Below are 23798 nucleotides of genomic sequence, written 5' to 3' on the forward strand. Positions count from 1 at the left end.
CACCCTTCGGCTCCAGCCGGTGATCCCGCGCGGGGTCGTCATGCCGTCATCCCACTGACCCGGCACGACGAGACCCGACGGAGGGCTCACCCATGTCCGTTTTCGCCAACCTGGTCGAGCAGCTGGCGCAGTTGCTCGAACCGCTCTTCCACGCCTCCGCGGCCGCCGCCGCGATCGTCCTGTTCACCGCCTTCGTACGGCTGCTGGTGCATCCGCTGTCCCGGGCGGCGGCGCGCGGGCAGAAGGCGCGTACGGAGTTGCAGCCGAAGATCGCCGAGCTGCGGAAGAAGCACGGGAAGCACCCCGAGCGGCTCCAGCAGGCCGTGCTGGAACTGCACGCCGAGGAAAAGGTGTCGCCGCTGGCCGGGTGTCTGCCCGGCCTGTTCCAGCTGCCCGCGTTCTTTCTGCTCTACCACCTGTTCTCGAACCCGACGATCGGCGGCGAGGCGAACGAACTGCTCACGCACGAGCTGCTGGCCGCGCCCCTCGGCCATCGCTGGGCGGACGCGCTCGCTGACGGCGGGGTGTTCGGGGCGGCGGGGCTGGTGTATGTGGGGCTGTTCACCGTCGTCACGGCCGTCGCCGTGTTCAACTACCGCCGGATCAAGCAGAGGATGGCTGCCGGCGCCGGCGCCGGCGTGCCGGTGTCTGATGGCGCCCAGGTTCCCGGGCTGGGGGCGATGGCGAAGGTCATGCCGTTCATGTCCTTCTTCACGCTGGTCACGGTGGCGGTGGTGCCGCTCGCCGCCGCGCTGTACGTGGTGACCAGCACGACGTGGAGCGCGGTGGAGCGGGCGGCGCTGTACCGCTGAGTTCAGCTGGTCTTGCGGGCCACGCCGCCGTAGAAGCCGACCTCGGCGGACCGGGCCGGCGGCGGGGTGTCCGGGCGCCAGAACGGGACCTGGGTCACGCCGGGCTCGACCAGCTCGAAGCCGTCGAAGAGCCGCTCGACCTCGGCGCGGGTACGCAGGTTCATGGTTGCGGTGGCGTTGTTGTAGACGGCCTGGGCGTCGCGGCGGTCCGCGAGGTCACCCGTGGCGTGCGAGAGCACCAGATAGCTGCCGGCCGGGAGCGCGTCGCGCAGCGTGGCGATGATCTGCGCCGGCTTCTCCGCGTCCGTGATGAAGTGCAGGATGGCGACGAGGAGCAGGGCGACCGGCTCGTCGAAGTCGATGATCTGGCGCACCTCGGGGTGCTCGATGATCGCCTGCGGGTCGCGCAGGTCGCCGAGCGCGATGCTGGTCGCGCCGGTGCGGCTGAGCAGCGCGTCGGCGTGCGCCTTCACGATCGGGTCGTTGTCGATGTACGCCACGCGCGAGTCGGGCGCCGCCTCGTGGGCGACCTCGTGCACGTTCGGGGAGGTGGGCAGTCCGGTGCCGATGTCGAGGATCTGGCGGATGCCGGTGCCGACGACATACCGAACGGCGCGCTGGAGGAAGGCGCGGTTCGCCTGCACGCTGATCCGCACCTCGGGCGCGCGCTCGGCCAGAGCGTCACCGGCCAGCTGGTCCACCTCGTAGTTGTCCTTGCCGCCCAGCAGATAGTCGTAGATCCGGGCGGGGTGGGGCTTGCTGGTGTCGATGTCCTCGGCGCTCATGGCCATAGCTTTGCATATCAACTTCTGCGTGCAGGGCCGTAGTTCGAATTCTGTGCGCATGCCAGTGGTCGGCTTCTGTGCGCACGCGTGTGGTTCGGCTCGTGATCGTCTTGTGATCGTCTTGCGATCGCGGGATCCGGTCGGGTCCAGTCCGTGAACCGGGTCTTGCGGAGTGGTCTGTGAACTTGGAGGATCGACCAGTCCTCCGATGGCTGCGTGCAGGCCGCACACCGGCCGTGGCCGTCGGCCGGGCGCCCGCGATCGAGGGAGACTGTGATCATGAAGCTGCTGCGTGTCGGTACGGCGGGATCCGAGCGGCCCGCGCTGCTCGACGGACAGGGGATCCTGCGGGACCTCTCCGGCCTCGTCCCGGACATCGACGGGCCGCTGCTCGCCGATGACGCCGCGCTCGGCCGGATCCGGGCGGCCGCCGGTGCCGGGGAACTGCCCGAACTGGACGCGGCCGGACTGCGGATCGGGCCACCCCTCGGGCGGATCGGCAAGATCGTGTGCATCGGGCTCAACTATCACGATCACGCTCGCGATACGGGGGCCGAGCCGCCCGCCGAGCCGGTGATCTTCTTCAAGGCCGCGGACACCGTCGTAGGGCCGCACGACACGGTGCTGGTCCCCCGAGGGTCCGTGAAGACCGACTGGGAGGTCGAACTGGCGGTCGTCATCGGGCGTACGGCCCGGTATCTGGACTCGGCCGAGGAGGGGCTCGCCCATGTCGCCGGGTACGCGGTGGCGCATGACGTGTCCGAGCGGGAGTTCCAGATCGAGCGGGGCGGGACGTGGGACAAGGGGAAGAACTGCGAGACGTTCAATCCGCTGGGGCCGTGGCTGGTGACGGCGGACGAGGTCGCGGATCCGCAGGTGCTTTCGCTGAAGCTGTGGGTCAACGGGGAGTTGAAGCAGGACGGGACGACGGCTGAGCAGATCTTCCCGGTGGGGGAGGTGGTGCGGTACGTGAGTCAGTTCATGACGCTGTATCCCGGGGACGTGATCAATACGGGGACGCCGGCGGGGGTCGCGATGGGACGGCCTGAGCCGAAGCCGTATCTCCGGGCCGGGGACGTGGTGGAGCTGGAGATCTCGGGGCTCGGGCGGCAGCGGCAGGAGTTCAAGGACGCGTAGCGGCTCTGCCGGCGGCGCTCCGGGGACCGCGCGTGGTCCGGCGACCGCGTGACCGCGGGTCGGCAGTGGCCTGCGCGCGGTTCCCGGCGCCCCGGTGAGCTCAGGCCAGCAGAGACGCGAGCTTGCGCCATGCCTCCCTGGAGAGGTCCTCTCGCCCGCCTCCGTCCACCACCTGCAGGGCCACATGGTCCGCGCCCGCTTCATGGAAGTCGTTGATGCGGGCGCGGATCGTCGTTTCGTCTCCCCAGGCGCAGACCGCGTCGATCAGGCGGTCGCTGCCGCCGTCCTTGAGGTCGTCCTCCGTGAAGCCGTTGCGGAGCAGGTTGTTGGTGTAGTTGGGAAGGCTGAGGTAGAGGGCCAGGAAATCGCGGGCCAAGGTGCGGGCGCGGGTCGGGTCGCTCTCCAGGATCACCTTCAACTCCGGTGCCAGCAGGGGCTCTTCGCCCAGCAGCTCGCGGGACCTGGCCGTCTGTTCTGCGGTGATCAGATACGGGATCGCGCCGGCGGCCCGGTCCCGGGCCAGTTCCGTCGTCTTCGGGCCCAACGCCGCCAGGAGGCGGCCCTGCTGCGGTACCCCCGCCCTGTCCAGGGCGTCCAGGTAGGTGACCAGGGCCGAGTACGGGCGGCGGTACTGCTCGGCGAGCCTGGCGTGGCTGACGCCGAGGCCCAGGGCGAAGCGGCCGGGGTGGGCCGAGTCCAGCTCCTTGAAGCTTGTCGCGGAGGCCTCGGGCTCGTACATCCAGATGCTCTGGATGCCGGTGCCGACGACGATCCGGGACGTCGCTTCGATCAACGGGGCGGCGTTGTGGGCGGCGCTGTTGCCCCCCAGCCAGATGGCTCCATAGCCCAGCTCCTCCAACTCGGACGCCGCTTCGGCCCTTTCGCCACGACGCTCCGGGTTTTCCGAGCGCAGGGCGCCACTGAATATGCCGTAGCGTCCGATGGATTCTTTCAAGTGGCTCACGGCCAGTCCCTCCGGTCGGTGTGCGGTACACCGTTGCCAACCGGAGAGTCGTCCGGAAAGTTCCCGTCAGCCGCAGCCGCAGCCGCAGCCGCAGCCGCAGCCGCAGCCGCAGCCGCAGCCGCAGCCGCAGCCTCAGTCGCCGCGACCCAGGAACTGCTCCAGTGCCTCCACCACGAAGCGGTGGTCCTGGAGCTGGGGAAGCCCCGACACCGTCACCGAGCCGACGACGCCCACGCCCTCCACCGTGACCGGGAAGGAGCCGCCGTGGGCCGCGAACTCGTCCGCGTCCAGGCGCGAGGACTCCTCGAAGGTGGTGCCCCTGGCGCGGAAGCGGGCGCCGACCAGGTAGGAGGCGCAGCCGTAGCGCTCCACGACCCGGCGTTTGCGGTTGATCCAGGCGTCGTTGTCCGGGGCGGAGCCCGGCAGGGCCGCGTGGAAGAGCTGCTGGCCGGCGCGGTGGATGTCGATGGCGACCGGGGCCTGCCGCTCCCGCGCCGTCTCCACCAGCAGGCAGCCCAGCGCCCACGCGTCCTCGTAGGTGAACTGCCGGAAGACCAGGCGGCGTTCCTGGGCCTCCAACTCCTCCAGCGGCGGGGTGAGTTCGGGATGGAACTTCGGGGTCAGCTCGGGATTGTGCGTCACAGCGTCACCGTCACATGGTCGCGGGCGGAACGGCGGGCCGCCTCCAGTACGTCGAGGGCGGCGGCCGCCTCCAGCGCGGTCACCGGGTTGGGACCGCCGTCCAGCAGGGCCTTCGCCACGGCCGCATAGTAGGCGGGGTAGTCGCCGGGGAGGGTCGGTTCGGGACGGCCGCCGCCGGTCAGCGGGGACTCACCGGAGCCTACGCGGCCCCACAGGGACTCGGGTTCCGTGCCCCAGTCGGGGGTCGTGGAGGTGCCGCGGTCGGGGGTCGTGGAAATGCCCCGGTCGGGGGTCGTGGAAATGCCCCGGTCGGGGGTCGTGGCGGGTCGCCGGCCGTCCTTCAGCGCCGCCTCCTGCGGATCGAGGCCGTACTTCACATAGCCCGCCTGCGAGCCCAGCACCCGGAAACGGGGGCCGAGTTGGGCGGTCGTCGCGGAGACGTGGAGGTGGGAGCGGACGCCGCCGGCGTGGGTGATGGCGATGAACGTGTCGTCGTCCGTCTCGGCGCCGGGGCGGCGGATGTCCGACTCGGCGTACACGGACGTCGCCGGACCGAAGAGGACCAGCGCCTGGTCGACGACATGGCTGCCGAGATCGTAGAGGAGACCTCCGATCTCTGCGGGATCGCCGGACTCCCGCCAGCCGCCCTTCAGCTGCGGGCGCCAGCGCTCGAAACGGGACTCGAAGCGCCATACGTCGCCCAGCTCGCCCTCCGCCAGCAGCTTGCGCAGGGTCAGGAAGTCGTTGTCCCAGCGGCGGTTCTGGAAGACGGAGAGCAGCAGTCCGCGGTCCTCCGCGAGGGTGGCCAGCTCGCGTGCTTCGGCTGCCGTGCCCGCGACCGGCTTGTCGACGACCACCGGGAGGCCCGCCTTGAGTGCGGTGGTGGCGAGCGGTACGTGCGTCTTGTTCGGGGACGCGACGACGATCAGGTCCAGCTGGCCGGCCCGGTCGAACAACTCGTCCGGGGTGGCGGCGACGCGTACGTCCGGGAACTCGGCGCGGGCCTGCTCCGCGCGCTCGGGGTTCGAGGTGACCACCGTGTCGAGGGTGAGGGCCTCGGCGGCGGCGATCAGCGGGGCGTGGAAGACGGAGCCTGCGAGGCCGTAGCCGATCAGGCCGACGCGGAGAGGGGGAGCACTCATGGCCCCACTTTGGCAACACTGTTGCCAAAGTGCAAGCGGTGGGGAGAATGGGCGGCGTGAACAGGACGAAGGGTGGCTGCGGCGGGGGCGTGGTGGGTGGTCGTGACGAGGGCGTGGTGGGTGGTCGCGGCGGGGGCGTCGTGGGTGGCTTGAGGGGGGCGGTCGGCGGCGATATCCGGGGTGCGGCCGGTGGCGCGAATCTCCTCGCCCTGCGCAGCCACAACACCGCGCTCGTGCTCGATCTGCTGCGTGCCGCCGACGCCGACGGGATCAGCCGGCTCGAACTCGCCGAGCGCACCGGGCTCACCCCGCAGGCGGTCAGCAAGATCACGGCCCGGCTGCGGGAGGAGGGGCTCGTCGCCGAGGCGGGGCGGCGCGCGTCCACCGGCGGCAAGCCGCGGACCGTACTCCGGCTGGTTCCCGAGGCGGGCCATGCGGTCGGGGTGCATCTCGACCGCGATGAGCTGCGGGCGGTCCTCGTCGACCTCAAGGGAAGCGTGGTGGGGGAGCGGTGCGCGCCCCTGGACCTGGGGGCGGGAGCCGAGGCCGTGCTGGGGGAGGTGGCGGCGGCGGTCGCCGCGCTGCTGGGGCCGGAGGCGGTGCCGGGCCTCACCGGCGTCGGGGTCGCGCTGCCCGGCCCGCTCGATCATGCGCGCGGGGTACTGCACCGGGTCACCGGGTTTCCGGAGTGGGACGGGTTTCCGCTGCGCGAGGCGCTGGAGGGGCGGCTGGGGGTGCCGGTCGTCGTCGACAAGGACACGAACGCCGCGGCGCTCGGCCTTGCGGTGGGCGGTGGGGGCGGTGGGAGTGGCGGGGGCGGGGCCGGAGGCTTCGGCGGGTCCTTCGCGTATCTCCATCTCGGTACGGGGCTCGGTGCCGGGCTGGTGATCGGAGGGAGCGTGCATCGGGGGGCGCGGACCGGCGCGGGAGAGTTCGGGCACCAGGTCCTTCAGCTCGACGGGCCGCGCTGCACCTGCGGTGACCGTGGCTGCGTCGAGGCGCTGTGCCTGGGCGCGGTGGCGCGCGGCGAGACGGACGAGGCGGCACGCGTACTGGGCGCGGGCGCCGCGAACCTGGTCGGGCTGCTGGACATCGATGTGGTCCTGCTGGGGGGTCGTACGGTGGCCGCGGCGCCGGAGGTGTTCGTGCGGGGGGTGGGTGCCGTACTGGAAGAGCGTGCTCGGCGTGAGGGGGCGGGGGAGAGGGCGGTACCGGTGCGGGTCGCGCCTGGTGGGGTGCGAGGGGTCGCGGAAGGGGCCGCGCAGTTGCTGTTGGCGCCGGTGTTCGGGCGGGGGGACGGGTAGGCCTTCGGCCGCGTCCGCGGGAGTGGTGTACCGGCCGGGGTTGTGACACATCCGGGAGATGTGTCACACCTGCGGATTCCTCTCCCCGGGGCAGAAGCCGTACAGCACGTTCTCGGGACACAACCGCCTTTTCATCAGCGCCGTGCCGGCGCCGCTGGAACCATGGCGGCATGGAGACGCTCAGCAACCTGGAGATCCGCCGAGCCATCGCGTCCGGGCTCGGTGACTGGCGCAAGCTTGCCCAGCCGATCGCGGCGCGTTATCGCGTCGCCGACATCGCCACTGCGGCTGCGTTCGCCGCGGCGGTCGCTGAAGTGCCGGTCACCGTGGGGCAGGACCCGGAGATCCGGCTGGGGCGCGGGTTCGTCGACGTGGCGCTGTCCACCGTCGACGAGCGGACCGGCGGGCGGTGGGTCACCGCGGACGATCTCGAACTGGCCCGCGCCGTCAGCCAGATCGCCCGGGCACAGGGCCTGACCGCCGTGCCGGGCGAGGTCGCCCAGCTGGAGCTCGCGCTCGACACGGCCGACGACAAGCTGGTGGGGCCGTTCTGGTCGGCGCTGCTGACGGGGGAGCCCGGACATGTCGTGGGGGATACGGTGCTGGATCCTTCGAACCGGGTGCCCAGTCTGTGGTTCCAGGGGACGGAGCCGCATGAGGCCCCGCGTCAGCGGTGGCACCTGGACCTGTGGCTTGCCCCCGAGGTGGCGGACGAGCGGATCACGGCCGCGGTCGCCGCGGGGGGCGAGGTGGTCGACGCTTCTCAAGCGCCGTCGTTCACGGTTCTCGCCGACCCTGAGGGCAACAAGGTCTGCATCTGTACGGCGCTTGACCGGGCGTAAAGGGCCCGCCGGTACGGACACAGCCCCGCGCCTCTGAAGGGCGCATCGGGCCCCCGCGCCTCTGAAGGGCGTATCGGCCGCCGCCAATCGGAGGCCGTACCGGCATGGCACACCCCCACCCCCGCCTCCACCCTCCATGCTCATGTGCTCATGCGACTGTTCACGCCCGCCTCCCTCTGCCTCGCGGCGGCAGCCGCCCTTCTCTCCGTGCCGGCGCATGCGGACACCGATGCCGCCTGCACCGCCTTCGATGACGGCACCTTTCCCCTCACGAGCCGTATCCGTGGCGGCCCCGCCTCCTATGAGGCCGGCGGCGGCTACGGCACCTGGTCCCTCGATCTCACCAACACCACCGACCGGCCCTGCTCCGGCATCCACCCGGTCGTCGTCCTCGTCGACGAACGGCACACGCTGAAGGCATCGCAGCCCCGGCTGGAGTTCTACGACGGCCCGCGCCCGCATCAGGTCCGCTTCGAGGCGACCGATGCCGACGAACTGGTCGGCGCCTTCGAAGGTGACCGCGACGGCTTCCCCGGTTTCACCGTCGGCCCCGGCAGCACGGTCACCGTGAAGGTGAGGCTCGCGGTCACCTCCGACGCGGCACCGAACCGGGTCACGGCCAACGCCGCCGTCGTACAACGCCACGAAGACGACGGCGACTGGGTCGGCCAGTCCAACGACTACCGCTTCGGTATCGACGCCGACCCGGAACCGGGACCCACCCCGCCGTCCGCGGACACCTCCGCCCCGCCGACCGCGCGTCCGCTCCCCTTCGCCGACGAACTCGCCCGCACCGGCCTCAGCACGCCCCCCGGAGCCCTCGCCGCCACCGTCGTCTTCCTGCTCACCACCGGCGGCGCGCTGTTCCTCGTGCGCAGACGCCGCTGAGCGCACCGCCTCGCTCCGTCCCGCACGCACCGCCCCGTCTCGCACCGCCCCGTCTCGCACCGCCCCGTCTCGCACCGCCCCGTCTCGCACCGTCCCGCGCCCGTCTGCGACGAACCCTGCGGGGACGACCGTTCCTCAGACGAACGGGGCGGCCAACGTACCTGGTGATCGGCGGGGTCAGGATCACGCACGCTTGATTAGGGTGGGGGCGTCGGTACGCCGTGGTTCCGGCGCCTTCCGCTCATCCCCGCACGATGCTGGAGACCGAAGCAACATGGCAGACCGCAAGCCGATCGAGTCATGGCTCACCGACATGGACGGTGTGCTCATCCACGAGGGCGTTCCGATCCCCGGTGCCGAGGCGTTCCTGAAGAAGCTGGGTGAGTCCGGGAAGCCCTTCCTGGTCCTCACCAACAACTCGATCTACACCCCGCGCGACCTGCACGCCCGGCTGCGGCGCATGGGGTTGGAGGTGCCGATCGAGTCCATCTGGACATCGGCGCTGGCCACCGCCCAGTTCCTGGACGACCAGCGGCCCGGCGGCTCCGCGTACGTCATCGGCGAGGCCGGCCTGACCACCGCGCTGCACGACATCGGCTACATCCTCACCGACCACGAGCCGGACTACGTCGTCCTCGGCGAGACACGGACGTATTCATTCGAGGCCATGACCAAGGCGGTACGGCTGATCCTGGGCGGCGCCCGCTTCATCTGCACCAACCCGGACGAGACCGGCCCCTCCACCGAGGGCCCGCTGCCCGCCACCGGCGCTGTCGCCGCGCTGATCACCCAGGCGACCGGCAAGAAGCCGTACTTCGCGGGCAAGCCGAACCCGCTGATGATGCGCACCGGGCTGAACGCGATCGGCGCGCACTCCGAGACCAGCGCGATGATCGGCGACCGCATGGACACGGACGTGCTGGCCGGCATGGAGGCCGGGATGCAGACCTTCCTGGTGCTCACCGGGCTGACCCGGCCCGAGCAGGTCGAGGACTTCCCGTACCGGCCGTCGAAGGTCGTCGACTCGATCGCCGACCTCGTCGAGCGGATCTGAAACCGGGTACCCGCGCGATCCAACTCGTACGGAGCAGTGCGGCCCGGCTGCGGATGCGCGGCCGGGCCCCGAGGAGGAGCCTTCTGACTACTGGAGGTTCATGATGGGTCCACTGAAAGTCACTCTCTGTGCGGGCGCGGCGATCTTCGCGGCGCTCACCCCGGCCGCCCACGCGGCGGACGGAGGCGGCCTCTCGGTGACCCCGGCGGCCCCCGCCCCAGGTACCGACATCGCTCTCAGGGCCACCGGCTGCGGTGGCACCACCACCGGTACCGCCGCCTCGGCGGCATTCGTCGCCGACGCCCGCCTCACCGGCTCCGGCGGCACGCTGGTCGGGGAGACCCGCGTCAGCTCCTCGATCACGGCCGGTACGTACGACGTACAGATCACCTGCGCGGACGGGCAGGCGAAGGGCGCCCTCACCGTCGTAGCGAAAACGCAACCGAAAACGCAACCGGAGGCGCAGCCGGAGATCCAGCCGAAGGCGCCACCGGAGGCGCAGCCGAAGACCCAACCGGAGATCCAGCCGAAGGCGCCACCGGAGGCGCAGCCGAAGACCCAACCGGAGATCCAGCCGAAGGCGCCACCGGAGGCGCAGCCGAAGACCCAACCGGAGATCCAGCCGAAGGCGCCACCCGAGACGCAGCCGAAAACCCAACCGGAGACCCTGCCGAAGGCGCCACCGGAGGCCCAACCGTCGGCCCCGCACGACTCCACCACCACCTCCGCCCCCGCATCCTCCCCCGTCGCCCCCGTCCAGGCGGGCGGTGGCGGCGCGGCCCGGATCGCCGCCGGCGCCGAGGCGGATGCCCAGGCCGACGAGGCCGGGCCCGGCACGGGGCACGCGGTGACCGGGCTGGTGCTGGCGGGTGTCGCCGCGGTCGCCGTGGCACTGCGCAGCGCCCGCCGGAGCCGCGGAACGGACTGACGGCGATGTCCGAGCGCTCCTCGGGTACCGGCCGCCTCACCACGGGGATGGTCTGGGCGGTGCTGCTGCTCGGGCTGTGGCTGTGGGGGCGGGAGGTCACCGACGTACGGCACGGGACGGTCACCCCCACCACCGGCGACATCGCGGCGGTCGGCCGGCCGCCCGACGCCGAACTGCCGCCCGCCGCCCGGCCGTTGGCAGCCGCGCTGCCGCAGCGGCTCGACATCCCCGACCTGGGGGTGCAGGCGCCCGTCGTGGCCCGCGGGCTCGATGCGCACGGCGCCGTCGACGCGCCGCCCCTCGATCAGGCCGGAGTGGTCGGCTGGTACGCGGGCGGGGCGAGACCGGGCGCCGCGGGCACCGCGCTCATGGTGGGACACGCCGACACCGAGACCCGGCCCGCCGTCTTCTACAAGATCAGCTCCCTGCAGCCGGGCGCGAAGGTCCGTGTCGTCCGGGACGACGGCAGGGTCGCCGAGTTCACCGTCGACGACGTCCAGGTCGTCACCCGCGACCTCTTCGACGCCCACCAGGCCTACGGCCCCCGCCAATCCGGCCGCCCCGAGCTGCGCCTGATCACCTGCGGCGGTCCCTTCGACCGACAGAGCCGCAGCTATACGGCAAACGTGATCGTCTCGGCGTACCTCACCGCGACGCCCCGTTAGGTCGCCCCGCACCCGGTTTGCCCTGCTCCCGGCGGAGCCACCCGCCCGGCCGACGACCCGCTCCCCCTGAAGCCGCCGACCGGGCCGGTCCTCAACCGCGCGCGCTCGGGCTGCGGGAGTAACCCGGCGACCGGCGCGGGAGGCTGTGGAAGCCACAGTGGGGGACGACTGGCCGGGGGCTGGGGCCGTCGAGGACGACTCTAGAACGAAAAGCGCTGCCTGGTATAGAGGTTGATTGACGCCAAGTCCCGGTCTCGTGGCGCTGCGTCATCCATGCAGGTGGGGCGGGGGTCTACGCGGGTTCGTCGGCCGTCCCCCCGGCCTCCCCGCGCAACTCGGCGTCATCCGCGACCCGTTCGATGACAGCGCTTGCCACCCGGTCGAGCGGAATCCTGCGTCGGCGCGCGTACTGCCGCAGGGCCGCGAACGCGTCGTCGACGCCCGTGCCCCAGCGCTCCGCCAGCATCCCCTTCGCCTGCTCGATCCGCACCCGGCTGGAGAGGGCCTCCTGCAACTGCCCGGCCAGCGTGCGGTACCGCGCATACGCCCGGTGGTTCTGCAGTCCTACGGCGGCGGCGTCGGCCAGCGCCTGGGCCAGCGCCAACTCCGTCTCAGCGGCGGGCCCTTCGCGCTCGGGGAGCGTCGGCACGAACACGTTCAGCGCGCCGAGCAGCGTCTCGCGGCGGCGCAGCGGCACCGCGAAGGTCGCCGTGATGTCGTGCCGCAGCGCCCGCTCGGTGAAGTCCGGCCAGCGTGCGTCGGCGTGAGCGAGCCGGATGGACACCGGCGCCACCGGCTGCCCGGAGCTGTAGCTGTCCAGGCAGGGCCCGCCGCCGTGCTGGGCCTCCAGCAGATCGAGGGCGATCTGCTGCTGCCGGCTGCTCCCCGCCAGCGACACCGCCCGCCCACCGTCGATCAGCATGATCCCGGCCGCCCGCGCGGCCAGCAGCTCCACACAATGGTCCGAGATCACCTGTAAGTAGTGTGTGGCCTCGAATGCGTCGGTGAGTGTGTCCGCCGCCTTCACCAGAGCCTGAGCGAGCTGGATCTCCCGGCCGCTGTGGTGCATGCCCGAGCACTCCCTTTCGTGCGCCCCCGCGCCCTCCTCTCAGGCGCGCGCCTACTCAGACCATCGAGGGCTGAACAACTGCTGAGCAACCCATCAGTGCATATCAGCCTCTCTCGGCTTGTGCCGTGATGGCGTGAATCTCTCCGACTCGACGGTGGGCCATCCGGGGCGGGCGGGCAGCCGAAGCGCAACTCGCGCTGTGGTGACACCGACACGGACATTCCAGGCGGAGAGTCCTGGAATGCCGAGAGTCACTGAGACTTTGAGCAGCGGTGTAACAGCTCCCCGACAAGGCTCGGACGACCTCGTGGGCGCGGCGTGGCGTATGTCAGGATTGAGACTCGAACGGTGCACCCAAGGGGGGTTGGGGATGTACGGCAGCAGGGGGGTGGGGTCTTTGTCGGCCGGAACGCGGGCGTCCGCGGTGGTGCTGGGGGCCGCGCTACTGATCGCGGGGTGCTCATCCGGGGAGGGGGACGACGGAGAGGAGACCGGCGAGGCCGGTGCGAAGATCTCCCAACAGCCGAAGGAGAGCGATCCGTTCTGGGTCAACCCGAACGGAAACGCCGCGCGGCAGGTCTCGGCCTACGAGAAGGACGGCCAGCAGGAGGACGCCGAGCAGATCCGGAAGATAGCCGAGCAGCCGACGGGCGAGTGGCTCACTCCGGAGAGCGCCGAGCAGGAGGCGCGCGGCTTCACCGAGGCCGCCGAGCAGGCCGACCGGGACGCCCTGCTCGTCGTCTACAACATTCCGCATCGCGACTGCGGCCAGTTCTCCAGCGGCGGCGCCGCGGACGGCAACGCGTACCGGGAGTTCATCGACCAGGTCGCCAGCGGCATCGGCGACCGCTCCGCGACGGTGATCCTCGAACCGGACGCGGTGCTGCACCTGGTCGACGGCTGCACCCAGGGCGAGTTCCACGAGGAGCGCTACGACCTCCTCCAGGGTGCCGTCGAGACGCTCAAGTCCAACGAGAACACCAAGGTCTACCTGGACGCGGGCAATGCCGGCTGGGGCCACCCCGACCAGATCTTCGAGCCGCTCCAGTGGGCGGGCATCGACAAGGCCGACGGTTTCTCCGTCAACGTGTCGAACTTCTACAGCACCGAGGACTCCATCGCCTACGGCAAGGAACTCTCCGCGAAGGTCGGCGACAAGCCCTTCATCATCGACACCAGCCGCAACGGCAACGGCCCCTACACCGAGGGCGACCCCGACGAACGCTGGTGCAACCCGCCCGGCCGCGCGCTCGGCGAAACCCCGACGACCCAGACGGCGGACCCCCTGGTCGACGCCTATGTCTGGGCCAAGCGCCCCGGCGAGTCGGACGGCGAGTGCAAGGGCGGTCCGAAGGCGGGCGAGTGGTGGCCGGAGTACGCACTGAACCTGGCCGAGGGCAGCAAGTGACGAGATGGCCGAGATCGCCGAGATGACCGAGATGGCCTGGGGTGCCCTCCGGGCACGGAGGGCACCCCAAGGCACCAAGGCACCCCAAGTAATGTGCTTTCTTACGGCACTTGGACCCACTGCGCCTTGCTCGGCGTCCCCTGGTCATCGGTCACGAACAGCATGTACCAGCCCGACTGCACCAGGTTCTTGTTCTTCGGGACGGTCACGGTGATCTTGTCCCCGGAGACCTGGTAATCCAGCTCGATCGACCGCTGGTCGACATCCGTGACATGCGTGGACGCGCTGGGCCGGATCAGCCGCGCCTTCTTGATCGTCGACGTGTGCCGCGAGGTGAACGTCCCCGTCCCGCCGCGCTCGATGGTCTGCGGACCGCCGGACAGCGACGGCCGCCCGTCCCGGTACAGATACGGCGGCGTGTAGATCTCGATGCGCTGCTCGAACTCGCCGGGCTTGGTGTTGGCCTTGTCGGAATAGAGCGAGTCCGAGCCGAAGAACATCAACCGGCCGTCGGGCAGCAGAATCGACCCGGAGTGGTAGTTGCGGCCCACCAGCGGATCGGCGACGCGCCTCATCTCCCCGGTCTCGGCGTCGTACATCCGCGCCTGCAGGATGTCGGAGTCGCCGCGCCCCCGGTAGTCCCGCGAACCGCCGGAGATCAGCACGGTGTCGTCGGGCAGCACCGAGGCCTGCGGATACCGTGTGCCCTTCTCCAGCGTCGGCCCGTCCACGAACTCCGGGTCGGCGGCCTTCAGATCGACGATCCGTGTCTTGTCGCTGGACAGCTTGGACTCGCCGACCCCGCCGCCGCCGATCACCATGTACTTCTCGTCCTGCGCGGGCGGCAGCAGCACGCTGTTGGCGGTCTCCAGCATGTTCGCGTCGCTCATCCCGGGCACCTTGGTGAACTTGTTGGTGTCCAGGTCCCAGATACCGGGGTCACGCCCGATGTCGTCCGGCCCGTACCCCGCGTTGGCGCCCGAGTAGAAGATGTCGCCGTCCTGCATCAGGAACAGCGCCGGATACGTCGGGAACTGGCGGACCTCCTCCGTGTAGGTCCACGTCTTGGTCTTCGGGTCGTAGACCTCGTTCTTGCCCGGCACCAGCTGCCCGATGTCGTCGAGGCCGGAGACGCTGAGGATCTTGCCGTCGCTCAGGGTGGTGAGCGTCGGGTACCAGCGGGCCTCGTTCATCGGGTCGACCTTGATGTACTTCTCGGCGACCGGGTCGAACTCGTAGGCGTCCCGGATGCCCTGGAAGTCCTTCTTGTCGAGCGCGAGCTTCTGCGCGATGCCGTAGGTGTTACGGGCGTCGGTGCCGGTCAGGCCCTGGACGCGGTAGTTGTCCTGGGTGCCCGTCTCATGCTTGGCGCCCTTCTTCTGCGCCTCGACGTAGATACGGCCGAGGCCGGGGTCGTTGCGCAGGAATTCGCCGGTCTCCTTGTCGAAGACCTTCTTCGCGCGCGGCACGAGCACGGGGTCCTTGGAGACGAACGTCTTGCCGTTCTCCCTGCCGGTGAACTTGGTGCCCGCGGGCAGGGTGATCGGCTTGTCCGGGTTCTCGTTGTGGACGATCATCAGGCCGCCGGCCTTGGTGACGTCACCCTTGAGCTTCTCGTACCGCTTGGTGCCGCCCGCGATCAGCAGATTGCCGTTGGCGAGCTGGGTGTGGCCCGTGCAGAACAGGTCGCTGGGCGTGGGCACCTTCTTGATGGTGCCCTTGACGGGGTCCCAGATCCGGGTGTCGAACTGCTTCGCGTCGAAGTTCTCCTGGTCGTTGCCCGAGCCCGCGACGAGCAGCACCTTGCCGGTGCGCAGCAGTGCCGCGTGGATGGTGTTCTGCCGGTACTCCTCCGGGAACTCGACGATCTCCCAGTGGCCGTTGTCCGCTTTGTACTCGGGTCTGTTGATCTGGTACTCGTGATACCTCTCGGTCCCGACGCGGTACAGCCACGGCCCGTTCATCCCGGCCAGCGCGAGAACCACCGCCGTGCCGATCGCGAGTCGACGGACACGGCGGCGGCCGGCCTGGTCTTTCATTCCTTACGTCCCCCAAGTCCCCCAAGTCCACCAAGGGCGATCTGCATGGTCTGGTCGTTGCCGCCGCTTGCCTGCGAGGCGGCCCAAGTCGGCTTCTGCTGCGGGGTGTGCGGCGCCGGCGGTGGCTGGTGCTGCGGCTGGTGCTGGTGCTGGTGCTGGTGCGGCACGACTCCGCCCGTGTCCTGCGGCTCCGGCCGGCCGGGCGCGGCGGGCATCGTCTCCCCCTGCCGCTGCCGCTGCCGCTGCCGCTGCTGCTGCTGCTTCTTCTTCTCCTGCCGCATCATGTAGCGCCAGGCGAAGATCGGCGTGGCCGTGATCAGCAGGGCGAAGCAGGCCCAGATGATCATCGCGGGGTGGGCGTGGCCGTACACGAATCCCGCGGCGATCGAGCCGGCGAAGATCAGGATGAAGTACCAGTGGTAGCGGAAGGTCCCGAACCAGCGGTCGGGGCTGGCCGAGTCGCCCTTGGGCGTGACCACGAACTTGCTCTTCCTGCGGAGCATCGAATCGATCAGCGCCTTCGCGTAGAGCGGCGCCGACAGCGCTGACATCACCATGCCGGCCACCCCGCCGGAGCCCTCGGGCTCGTGCGGCGAGACGTTGTGGCGGCGGTTCCAGACGTAGAGGCCGATCTGCAGGGCGGAGGCGTTGCCGTAGAGCATCAGCCATATCGTCGGGTCGATGTTCACACCCGAGGCGCCCAGGCCCAGGAACAGCGCACAACTGATCGCCGCCAGGATCCAGTTCAGGGCCGACATCGGGTAGAAGATGATCATCATCGTGTAGTTGAAGAGCTTGCTCGGCGGCAGCGAGTAGAAGCCCTTCCAGTACTGCTTGAGGATCGTCTCGTACGTCCCGCGCGACCAGCGCATCTGCTGGGTGAAGAAGTCCGTCCAGGCGCTCGGGCCCTCACCGACCGCCAGCACGTCCGGCGTGTAGACCGAGCGCCACTTCCTGCCGGTGGCGGGGTTCCTGTGCCGGTGGATCTCGAAGCCGGTCGCCATGTCCTCGGTGATCGAGTCGTACAGACCGCCGATCTGCTTGAGCGCCTTGATGCGTACGGCGTTCGACGTGCCCACGAACATAGGGGCGCCGTACTTGTTGCCCGCGCGCTGGATGAGGGCGTGGAAGAGGAACTGCTGGGACTCGGCGGCCTTGGTGACGAAGTTGTCGTAGTTGCCGTAGACCTGCGGGCCGATGACGAAGCCGACGTCCGGGTCCCGGAAGAAGCCGAGCATGCGCTCCAGGTAGTTGGGCAGCGGGACATGGTCGGTGTCGACCGAGGCGAAGAAGTCGTAGTCGTCGCCGTGCGCGTCGAGCCAGGCGTTGTAGTTGCCGTGCTTGGTCTTGGCGCGGTGCGGGCCCTTGGCCTGGTTCCACCTGGCGATGCCCTTGCGGGAGAAGTGGTGCACGCCGAGCCGGGCGCACACCTCCTTCACCGCCGGGTCGTCGCCCTCGTCCAGCAGCCAGACGTGCATCAGGCCCCGGTGGCGCAGCCTGACCGCCGCCTCCAGGGTCTTCGTCACCATCTCCAGCGGCTCCTTGCCGGGTACGAAGGAGGTCAGGAAGGCGACTCTGGTGCCGGTCTCGGGCACCACCGGGACGGGGTCGCGGGCGACGAGCGTGGCGTGCGCGTTCGACAGCACGTTCATGCAGCGGAAGAACTCGATCAGGCCGATCGAGACGAGCATCACGATGTCGAGGATCGGCAGGAAGTCGTACGCCGGGTAGTCGCGCTCGGTCCAGTGCACGGGCTGGAGCAGCCAGGCGAGCAGCACGAGCGAGAGCAGCGGAGCGGCGGCCAGCATCAGGGCCGCTCTGATGCGGTGCGGCTCCTGCGAGATCAGAGAGCGGTACTGCACTCTGTAGGGCTTGTTCGGATCGGGCTGTGTGAGGGGACCCGCCAGCCGGCTGTAGTGCTCGTAGTCGTACTTCGGCAGTGTCTTCTTGATCCGGCGGAATGTGCCGGTCGGATGTGCCGGCACCCTGAGCTGGGTCGTCTGTGACGGGTCATAGTTCTGCCGGGCGCCCGTCGGCGTCGACGTCATGAGTCATCCCCCCACACGCGGGTCAGCGCGTGTCTGTCGGTTCCTTACATCTGTGCCGGCCCCCCTCGGCCTCCACAGACGTATCAGTGATGGACCGCTGTCGCCACAGCTTCTACACAGCTAGACATGAAACAGCGACCTTCCGGTTGCACGATGCCCCCCTCGGCATCGCTCCATGAACGGGGCCCCTCTCCCCGTGACAGCCGGCAACCGGCTCCTTGCCCCCCAAGTGCGGCGTATCCGCAGCATCTTGAAGAAACAGGGTTCTACGGCGTTCGGCATGATCGCAAGAGGCGAAACGCGGTGTTTACCGGTCATACGCGTTCATTATGACGAGTATGGAGGTCTTGTGGACCCGGTGTGGACGGGCGGGCGCGACCGTTCGACGGCGGGGTGCGGGGTGCGGGGCGCGGGGCGCGGGGCAAGCAGAAGGCCCCCCGCCTGAGTGGGAGGCCTTCCGGTCGGTGCGCCGCCAGGGACTCGAACCCCGGACCCGCTGATTAAGAGTCAGCTGCTCTAACCAACTGAGCTAGCGGCGCCTGCTGACCTGCATGACCTTACCCGACCCCGGAGGGTGCTCCGGACCACGGCGTCCCGTCGGCCGGGGCCCGCTGGGGTCGCCGTACATCATTCGGACCGTCAACATGCGCGCCGGGAAGAGAGTTGTGAAACTGATCAACATGCACAGACGTGGACATTTCCAGCTGGAGTGTGAGGGGAATCGCATGCCGACTCCGGTATTCGAGGAATTCGATCCCACGAGCGACTGCGACTGCCCCGGATGTGTTCACTGGCGGCGGGTGCTGCCGCATTCAGCGACCGGCCACGGAAGCCGTCACCCGGCGGCCCGGCACGCCCTGGTCATCGCCACCGCGACGCTCGTCGCAGGGCAGGCGGTACCGGCTGTCGCCGCCTCGCCCGCAGCCCAGCGGCCGGACGTTCCCACAGGTGACGGGCGTGCCAGCCCACAGGGCGACCAGGCCCCGCTGCACGGGCCGGGCGGCCGGCCGGCCAAGCCCGCGCCCGGGACCAAGGTGCCCACGGCCACCCGGGCGGAGATCATCAGGCGGGCCAAGAAATGGGTCGAGGCGAAGGTGCCGTACAACATGAGCCGGTACTGGTCCGACGGATACCGGCAGGACTGCTCGGGCTTTGTCTCGATGGCCTGGAAGCTGCCCGGAAACGAATGGACGGGCAGCCTCGACCAGTACGGGGTGCGGGTGTCCAAGGACGATCTGCTGCCCGGCGACATCCTGCTGTTCCACAATCCGGCGGACCCGGAGCAGGGCTCACACGTCGTCATCTTCGGCGGCTGGACCGATCACACGCACACCTCCTACATCGCCTACGAGTCCACCCGCCCGTTCGCCCGCAGGCAGGTCACCCCCTACGCCTACTGGAGCCACGCCGGCCGCTATATCGCCTACCGCTACAAGGGGCTCGCGGCGGGTACGGCAGGCGCGGCGGGCGCCAAGCCGAGCGCGCCCGGCACGCAGCCGTACCCCGGAGCGGCCTACTTCGGTCCCGGCGCCAACAACAAGTACGTCGCCGAGCTGGGCCGGATGCTCGCCGCACGCGGCGCCGGCCGGTTCTACGCCTCGGGGCCGGGCCCGCGCTGGACGGATGCCGACCACAGGGCGACCCAGGCCTTCCAGCGCGCCCAGGGCTGGACCGGCGACGACGCGGACGGGCTGCCGGGGCCGCGGACCTGGACGCTGCTGGTCACCGGCGAGGGCAAGGACATCACCACGGGGGCGACCGCTCCGGCCGCTCCGGCCTCGCACGGGGTGCCCGGCTATCCGGGGCGGGCGATGTTCCGGCCGGGCGCGGACAACGAGTACGTCACCCGGCTCGGCCGGCAGCTGGTGAAGAAGGGGTTCGGCAGGCACTACCCGACCGGCCCGGGTCCGCGCTGGGGCGAGGCGGACCGGCGCGGCGTCGAGGCCTTCCAGCGTTCCCAGGGCTGGCGGGGCGGCGCGGCGGACGGCTATCCGGGGCCGGAGACCTGGCGGCGGCTGTTCGCGTGACGCGAGGGCCCGTTTCCCACGGTTCTGACGCACCTGACGCACCTGACCTATCTCAGGCCCTGACGTATCTGATGCACCTGACCTATCTCAGGCCCTGACGTATCTGATGCACCTGACGTATCTCACGCACCTGAGGCATCTGATGCTCAGACACATCTGACGCGTCTGACGCTCTGACGCGTCTGACGCTCTGACACATCTGACGCATCTGGCGCGGAGGCTGGAGGCACCCGATGACTACGACCACTTCCCACCCGCCCGAGTCCGAGGGCTCCGCCGAGAGCGCGCCCCGGCCCGCCCGGCTGATCCAGAACGAGGCGACCACCGAGATCCCCGTCCATCTGCTGTTCCGCGACGACGCGGGCCCGGTCTCCGTCCCCCTCAAGCCCGCCGTCGTGGGCCGCCGTCGCGGGACGGGCGAGCAGCCGCGCCTGCAGCGCCCGGTCCCGGCGAAGGCCCGCCCGGCGCCGGAGATGGACCCCGCCCTGGCCGAGCGGCCGGCGCGGGTGCTGCCCGGCGTGGTGGGCGTGCTCGCCGGGACTTCCGGGGCGGCCGGAACCCTCCTCACCTCTTGGTGGGCGGGCGCGCTGCCGCCCTCCGTGGTGGCCGGGATGGGGCTGCCGGCGACCGGCGGCGCCGGGCTCGGGCCCGTGCAGTGGGCGGCGTACGCCGGGGCCGGGGCACTGGGTCTGTTCGGGTTCGGCGGGCTGGCCCGGGGGCGGGCCGGGCGGGCCTGGGTGCTCGGGCTGTTCGGCCGCTACCGGGGGACCGTGCGGCGGACCGGCCTGATGTGGGTCAACCCGTTGCTGCTGCGCCGCCGGGTCGACGTACGGCTGCGGCACTGGCGCAGCGAGCCGATGCCCGCGGCCGACGGGAGCGGGGTCGCGCTGCGGGTCGTCGTCCTCGTGGTGTGGCGGGTGCGCGACACCGCGCTGGCCACGCTGGGCGTCGAGGACCACGAGACGTATCTGCGCGAGTGCGTGGAGGCCGCGCTCGCCCGGGTGCCGGTGGAGATGCCGGGCGGTGTGCGGCCGTCGGTGGAACTGGCCACCGACGCGCTGACCCGGCTGGTTGCGGCGGATGCGACTCCGGTCGGCCTGGAGGTGTTCTCGGTGCGGCCGGTGCGTGTCGAGTACGCCCCCGAGGTCGCCCCCGCCATGCACCGCCGCCGGATCGCCGCGCTGGACGCCCAGCACCGGGCGAGCGTGCTCACGTCGGTGGTGGACTCGGTCGAGGACACGGTGACGCGGCTGACCATGCGGGGGCTGGTGGAACTCGACGACTACGAACGCAAGGTGCTCGTCAAGGACTTGACGGTGGCGTTCTGTTCGGGGCGGACCGAAACAGGCCCGTGATTGGTATGGACATGCTCAAGGGGCCGCAATAATCTGAGACTTGGTCTAGACCTGCAAGCTCACTGAACTCCCCCACGTTCTCCAGGAGCGGCAGCATGCGTATCAAGACCAAGACCAAGACCAAGACCAAGTTGTCCGCCGTCGCGGTGGGCCTCGCCACGACCGGAGCCCTCGTGCTCTCCTCCGGCGGCGCCAGCGGCCACGGCTACACCGATCTCCCCGTCAGCAGGCAGAAGCTCTGCCAGAACGGCACCGTCACCGACTGCGGCTCGATCCAGTGGGAGCCGCAGAGCGTCGAGGGCCCGAAGGGCTTCCCGGCGTCCGGCCCGGCGGACGGGCAGCTGTGCAACGCGGGGCTGGGCCAGTTCGCCCAGCTCAGCGCGCCGAAGACGCCGTCCGGCGCCGACTGGCCCACGACCAGGGTGACGGGCGGTCAGAGCTACACGTTCCGCTGGCAGTTCACCGCCATGCACGCCACGACCGACTTCAAGTACTACGTCACCAAGCCGGGCTGGAACCAGAACCACAACCTGGCCCGCTCGGACCTCAACCTCACGCCGTTCCTCACCGTCCCCTACAACGGCCAGCGCCCGCCGCAGACCCTCTCGCACAGCGGCACGCTGCCGTCCGGCCTGAGCGGTCACCACGTCATCCTCGCCGTGTGGACGATCGCGGACACGGCCAACGCGTTCTACGCCTGCTCCGACGTCACGTTCTGAACCCTGAACATCCTGAGCGCCCTGAACATCCTGAGCGTCCTGAACATCAGGAACGTTCTGAGCATCGCTTGAGCAAGCCGTGCGTTCTCCGCGGGTACGTTCCCTCTACGCCGTCATGACCATGACGGCGTAGAGGAGCAGTACCTGACCTCGGGGGAAGCACCATGGACCTGATGTTCTACGCCGTACCCGCCCTGATCCTGGCGGTGGTCGGCTTCATCGCCTACCGCGTGGTGCGGCGCTGGCTCCAGTTGCGGTCCGCCTGGAACAGCGGGCTGACGGCGGAGGGCCGCTGTCTGCGGATGTACACGACGACGCACGGCGGCAGCGACGACTCCCGGGTGCGCACCGTGCTGCACCACGTCTACGAGTTCACGGCCCGTGACGGCCGCGTCGTCCGCTTCGAGGAGGAGGGCGGCCCGGGCACGGTCATCGAGGGCGACTTCGTCACCGTGTACTACAAGGAGGGCCAGGAGGTCGTGGCCACGGCCCACCGGCCGAGCCACGTCAAGCAGGGAGCGGCCACCTTCGGCATCCTGGCCTTCCTCGGCGTGGTGGCGGTGTTCTGCGTCGGCTTCATGGTCACGTACAGCGAGTTCGACGACTTCTTCGGCGATGCGGACGACGGCGGCGACACCTCCGTGGTCGTCGACGACGGCTTCACGATCGAGCCCTGACCACTCCGCTCCTCTGTCACTCCGCTCCTCTGTCACTCCGCTCCTCTGTCACTCCGCTCCTCCGCCTCTGACGGCCTCCGGAACTACCGGAGGCCGGCGCACGCGGACATCGAAGAAGGGCCCCTCGCTCCCACGAGAGGCCCGGCTTCAGGGGGTGTGGGTGGCGAAGCCCCCACAACGCGCGGCGAAGCCGCGCAGCAACGACGACGGCGAGGCCGGTTCGCGCTTTCCGCGAACACGCCTCGCCATCGACATCGTGCGCCGCCAGGGACTCGAACCCCGGACCCGCTGATTAAGAGTCAGCTGCTCTAACCAACTGAGCTAGCGGCGCATGACTCCCGCCGACCGCGCTGCGGCCGACCACGCAGAAAATATTACCCCGTCCTCAGGGGTGCTCCCGACCATTGCGGGGCGACCCGCACCAGGCGTCTCAGATGGCCAGCGAGAGCAGTACCGGCGCGGCGTTGCGGTTGAGCGCGTCGGCCGCCTGCTTGAGCCGGTGGGCGTGCTCGACGGGGAGCGACAGGGCCAGGCAGCCCACCGAGGAGCCCGCCGTGATCGGTACGGCCGCGCAGACCGTACCCACCGCGTACTCCTGGAGGTCGAGGTGGGGCACCGTCGGCGGCTGGGCCTCCAGGCGGGAGAGCAGCAGCTTGTCGCTGGTGATGGTGCGCGAGGTGAGGCGGGCCATCTTGTGCCGGGAGAGATGGTCCCGGCGGCCGTTGTGGTCGAGCTGGCCGAGCAGGCTCTTGCCGATCGCGGTGGCGTGGGCGGAGTAGCGGAAGTCCACCCACTCGTTGACCGCGGGGGTGGTGGGGCCGTCGGCGTACTGGGTGATGTTGATCTCGCCGTCGACGTACCGGCTGATGTAGACGGCGGCGCCCACCGAGTCGCGCAGCCGGTCGAGGGTGCCCTGGAGCTTCTTGCGCAGGGCCGCGTCACGGCCGCGCGCGGAGGTGAGGCGGGCGAGGGCGTCGCCGGCCACATAGGCGCCGTCGGCGACCTGCTCCACGTACCCCTCACGGCGCAGCATCCGCAGCAGTGCGGTCAGTCGCTCGGCGCCGAGGCCGGTGTGCCGGGCGAGTTCGGCGTCGGTCACGCCGGCGGTGTGCCGCGCCACGGTCTCCAGGACGCGCAGGGCGTCCTGGGCCGAGTGGTACGGCGCGGTCGGCTCGTGCATCAGCGCCACGGTTTCCCCCTGCGCTCGCTCTTGGCTCGCTCTTTGGCCGCAATCCAGTCAGCGGATCCTCTCCACGATAACCGCCAAGAGGCTTGTAGTGAGCGGTTGTTGAC

General features: G+C 70.2%; 22 protein-coding genes and 2 tRNA genes. 14 read left to right on the top strand and 10 right to left on the bottom strand.

From position 1 onward, the window contains the following. Window positions 1-92 precede the first annotated feature (92 nt). The gene (locus GFH49_RS06110) at window positions 93-812 is read left to right on the top strand and encodes a YidC/Oxa1 family membrane protein insertase (RefSeq protein WP_155054724.1); all 720 of its coding nucleotides are present in this window, start codon (window positions 93-95) and stop codon (window positions 810-812) included. 2 nt (window positions 813-814) lie between these two features. Here GFH49_RS06110 and GFH49_RS06115 read toward each other — a convergent pair whose 3' ends face one another. Beyond that, a complete protein-coding gene (locus GFH49_RS06115) occupies window positions 815-1597 on the bottom strand; it encodes an SAM-dependent methyltransferase (RefSeq protein ID WP_230396178.1) in 783 nt (260 codons plus the stop codon). Window positions 1598-1876: 279 nt separating this feature from the next. Here GFH49_RS06115 and GFH49_RS06120 point away from each other — a divergent pair, with 279 nt between their 5' ends. Then, window positions 1877-2734 (top strand): fumarylacetoacetate hydrolase family protein, encoded by an 858-nt coding sequence (locus GFH49_RS06120; RefSeq protein ID WP_155054725.1) that lies wholly within the window; start codon window positions 1877-1879, stop codon window positions 2732-2734. A 100-nt stretch (window positions 2735-2834) separates the two neighbouring features. On the opposite strand, the gene GFH49_RS06125 is transcribed toward GFH49_RS06120, so the two are convergent. The 3 genes from GFH49_RS06125 to GFH49_RS06135 form a co-directional block, all read right to left on the bottom strand. Then, window positions 2835-3689, bottom strand: a complete 855-nt coding sequence (locus GFH49_RS06125; RefSeq protein ID WP_155054851.1) for an LLM class F420-dependent oxidoreductase — start codon at window positions 3687-3689, stop codon at window positions 2835-2837. 141 nt (window positions 3690-3830) lie between these two features. Further along, complete coding sequence (locus GFH49_RS06130) at window positions 3831-4340, bottom strand: heme-degrading domain-containing protein (RefSeq protein ID WP_155054726.1); 510 nt, start codon at window positions 4338-4340, stop codon at window positions 3831-3833. Then, entirely contained in the window at window positions 4337-5482 is a 1146-nt protein-coding gene (locus tag GFH49_RS06135) for a Gfo/Idh/MocA family protein (protein ID WP_155054727.1), read from the bottom strand. Before GFH49_RS06135 ends, GFH49_RS06130 begins: the two co-directional genes overlap by 4 nt. Before the next feature lie 47 nt (window positions 5483-5529). Between GFH49_RS06135 and GFH49_RS06140 the strand changes: the two genes are divergently transcribed. The 6 genes from GFH49_RS06140 to GFH49_RS06165 all read left to right on the top strand — a co-directional run bounded on the left by GFH49_RS06140 (window position 5530) and on the right by GFH49_RS06165 (window position 11163). After that, entirely contained in the window at window positions 5530-6786 is a 1257-nt protein-coding gene (locus GFH49_RS06140; RefSeq protein WP_155054728.1) for an ROK family transcriptional regulator, read from the top strand. Window positions 6787-6956: 170 nt separating this feature from the next. Continuing rightward, a complete protein-coding gene (locus tag GFH49_RS06145; protein ID WP_155054729.1) occupies window positions 6957-7628 on the top strand; it encodes a 4a-hydroxytetrahydrobiopterin dehydratase family protein in 672 nt (223 codons plus the stop codon). A gap of 144 nt (window positions 7629-7772) precedes the next feature. Next, on the top strand, window positions 7773-8516 hold the full coding sequence (locus GFH49_RS06150) for a hypothetical protein (protein ID WP_155054730.1): 744 nt from the start codon (window positions 7773-7775) through the stop codon (window positions 8514-8516). A 274-nt stretch (window positions 8517-8790) separates the two neighbouring features. Then, window positions 8791-9570 (top strand): HAD-IIA family hydrolase, encoded by a 780-nt coding sequence (locus GFH49_RS06155; RefSeq protein WP_155054731.1) that lies wholly within the window; start codon window positions 8791-8793, stop codon window positions 9568-9570. A gap of 103 nt (window positions 9571-9673) precedes the next feature. Continuing rightward, on the top strand, window positions 9674-10498 hold the full coding sequence (locus GFH49_RS06160) for a hypothetical protein (RefSeq protein ID WP_155054732.1): 825 nt from the start codon (window positions 9674-9676) through the stop codon (window positions 10496-10498). 5 nt (window positions 10499-10503) lie between these two features. After that, entirely contained in the window at window positions 10504-11163 is a 660-nt protein-coding gene (locus GFH49_RS06165) for a class F sortase (RefSeq protein ID WP_155054733.1), read from the top strand. 292 nt (window positions 11164-11455) lie between these two features. On the opposite strand, the gene GFH49_RS06170 is transcribed toward GFH49_RS06165, so the two are convergent. After that, on the bottom strand, window positions 11456-12232 hold the full coding sequence (locus GFH49_RS06170) for a GAF and ANTAR domain-containing protein (protein WP_155054734.1): 777 nt from the start codon (window positions 12230-12232) through the stop codon (window positions 11456-11458). A gap of 370 nt (window positions 12233-12602) precedes the next feature. Here GFH49_RS06170 and GFH49_RS06175 point away from each other — a divergent pair, with 370 nt between their 5' ends. Beyond that, window positions 12603-13640, top strand: coding sequence for a glycoside hydrolase family 6 protein (locus GFH49_RS06175; protein ID WP_155054735.1), 1038 nt, complete (start codon window positions 12603-12605; stop codon window positions 13638-13640). Between the two features lie 101 nt (window positions 13641-13741). Here GFH49_RS06175 and glxA read toward each other — a convergent pair whose 3' ends face one another. The 3 genes from glxA to GFH49_RS06190 all read right to left on the bottom strand — a co-directional run bounded on the left by glxA (window position 13742) and on the right by GFH49_RS06190 (window position 18266). Beyond that, window positions 13742-15679: a radical copper oxidase GlxA gene (gene glxA / locus GFH49_RS06180; RefSeq protein ID WP_155054736.1), complete on the bottom strand. Its 1938-nt coding sequence runs from the start codon at window positions 15677-15679 to the stop codon at window positions 13742-13744. Continuing rightward, the gene (locus tag GFH49_RS06185) at window positions 15676-17727 is read right to left on the bottom strand and encodes a glycosyltransferase family 2 protein (protein ID WP_155054737.1); all 2052 of its coding nucleotides are present in this window, start codon (window positions 17725-17727) and stop codon (window positions 15676-15678) included. The genes glxA and GFH49_RS06185 overlap by 4 nt, the downstream gene beginning before the upstream one ends. A gap of 465 nt (window positions 17728-18192) precedes the next feature. Beyond that, window positions 18193-18266: transfer RNA gene (locus GFH49_RS06190), tRNA-Lys, on the bottom strand. Window positions 18267-18452: 186 nt separating this feature from the next. Here GFH49_RS06190 and GFH49_RS06195 point away from each other — a divergent pair. From GFH49_RS06195 to GFH49_RS40920, 5 genes are all read left to right on the top strand, one after another. After that, window positions 18453-19754: a peptidoglycan-binding protein gene (locus GFH49_RS06195; RefSeq protein ID WP_155054738.1), complete on the top strand. Its 1302-nt coding sequence runs from the start codon at window positions 18453-18455 to the stop codon at window positions 19752-19754. Window positions 19755-19987: 233 nt separating this feature from the next. Further along, window positions 19988-21109, top strand: coding sequence for an SPFH domain-containing protein (locus GFH49_RS06200; RefSeq protein ID WP_155054739.1), 1122 nt, complete (start codon window positions 19988-19990; stop codon window positions 21107-21109). A gap of 95 nt (window positions 21110-21204) precedes the next feature. Continuing rightward, a complete protein-coding gene (locus GFH49_RS06205) occupies window positions 21205-21828 on the top strand; it encodes a lytic polysaccharide monooxygenase auxiliary activity family 9 protein (RefSeq protein WP_155054740.1) in 624 nt (207 codons plus the stop codon). A 164-nt stretch (window positions 21829-21992) separates the two neighbouring features. Further along, on the top strand, window positions 21993-22505 hold the full coding sequence (locus tag GFH49_RS06210) for a DUF3592 domain-containing protein (RefSeq protein ID WP_230396179.1): 513 nt from the start codon (window positions 21993-21995) through the stop codon (window positions 22503-22505). Between the two features lie 160 nt (window positions 22506-22665). Further along, window positions 22666-22797 carry a hypothetical protein gene (locus GFH49_RS40920; RefSeq protein WP_268867469.1) on the top strand — a complete coding sequence of 44 codons (132 nt, stop codon included), beginning with the start codon at window positions 22666-22668 and terminating at the stop codon, window positions 22795-22797. Here the strand turns inward: GFH49_RS40920 and GFH49_RS06215 are convergent. Continuing rightward, a tRNA-Lys gene (locus tag GFH49_RS06215) sits at window positions 22763-22836 on the bottom strand. The genes GFH49_RS40920 and GFH49_RS06215 overlap by 35 nt on opposite strands. A 99-nt stretch (window positions 22837-22935) precedes the next feature. After that, entirely contained in the window at window positions 22936-23694 is a 759-nt protein-coding gene (locus GFH49_RS06220) for an IclR family transcriptional regulator (RefSeq protein ID WP_155054741.1), read from the bottom strand. Window positions 23695-23798 lie beyond the last annotated feature (104 nt).

The organism is Streptomyces blattellae, from assembly GCF_009709555.1.
In the GTDB taxonomy this organism is placed as follows: domain Bacteria; phylum Actinomycetota; class Actinomycetes; order Streptomycetales; family Streptomycetaceae; genus Streptomyces; species Streptomyces blattellae.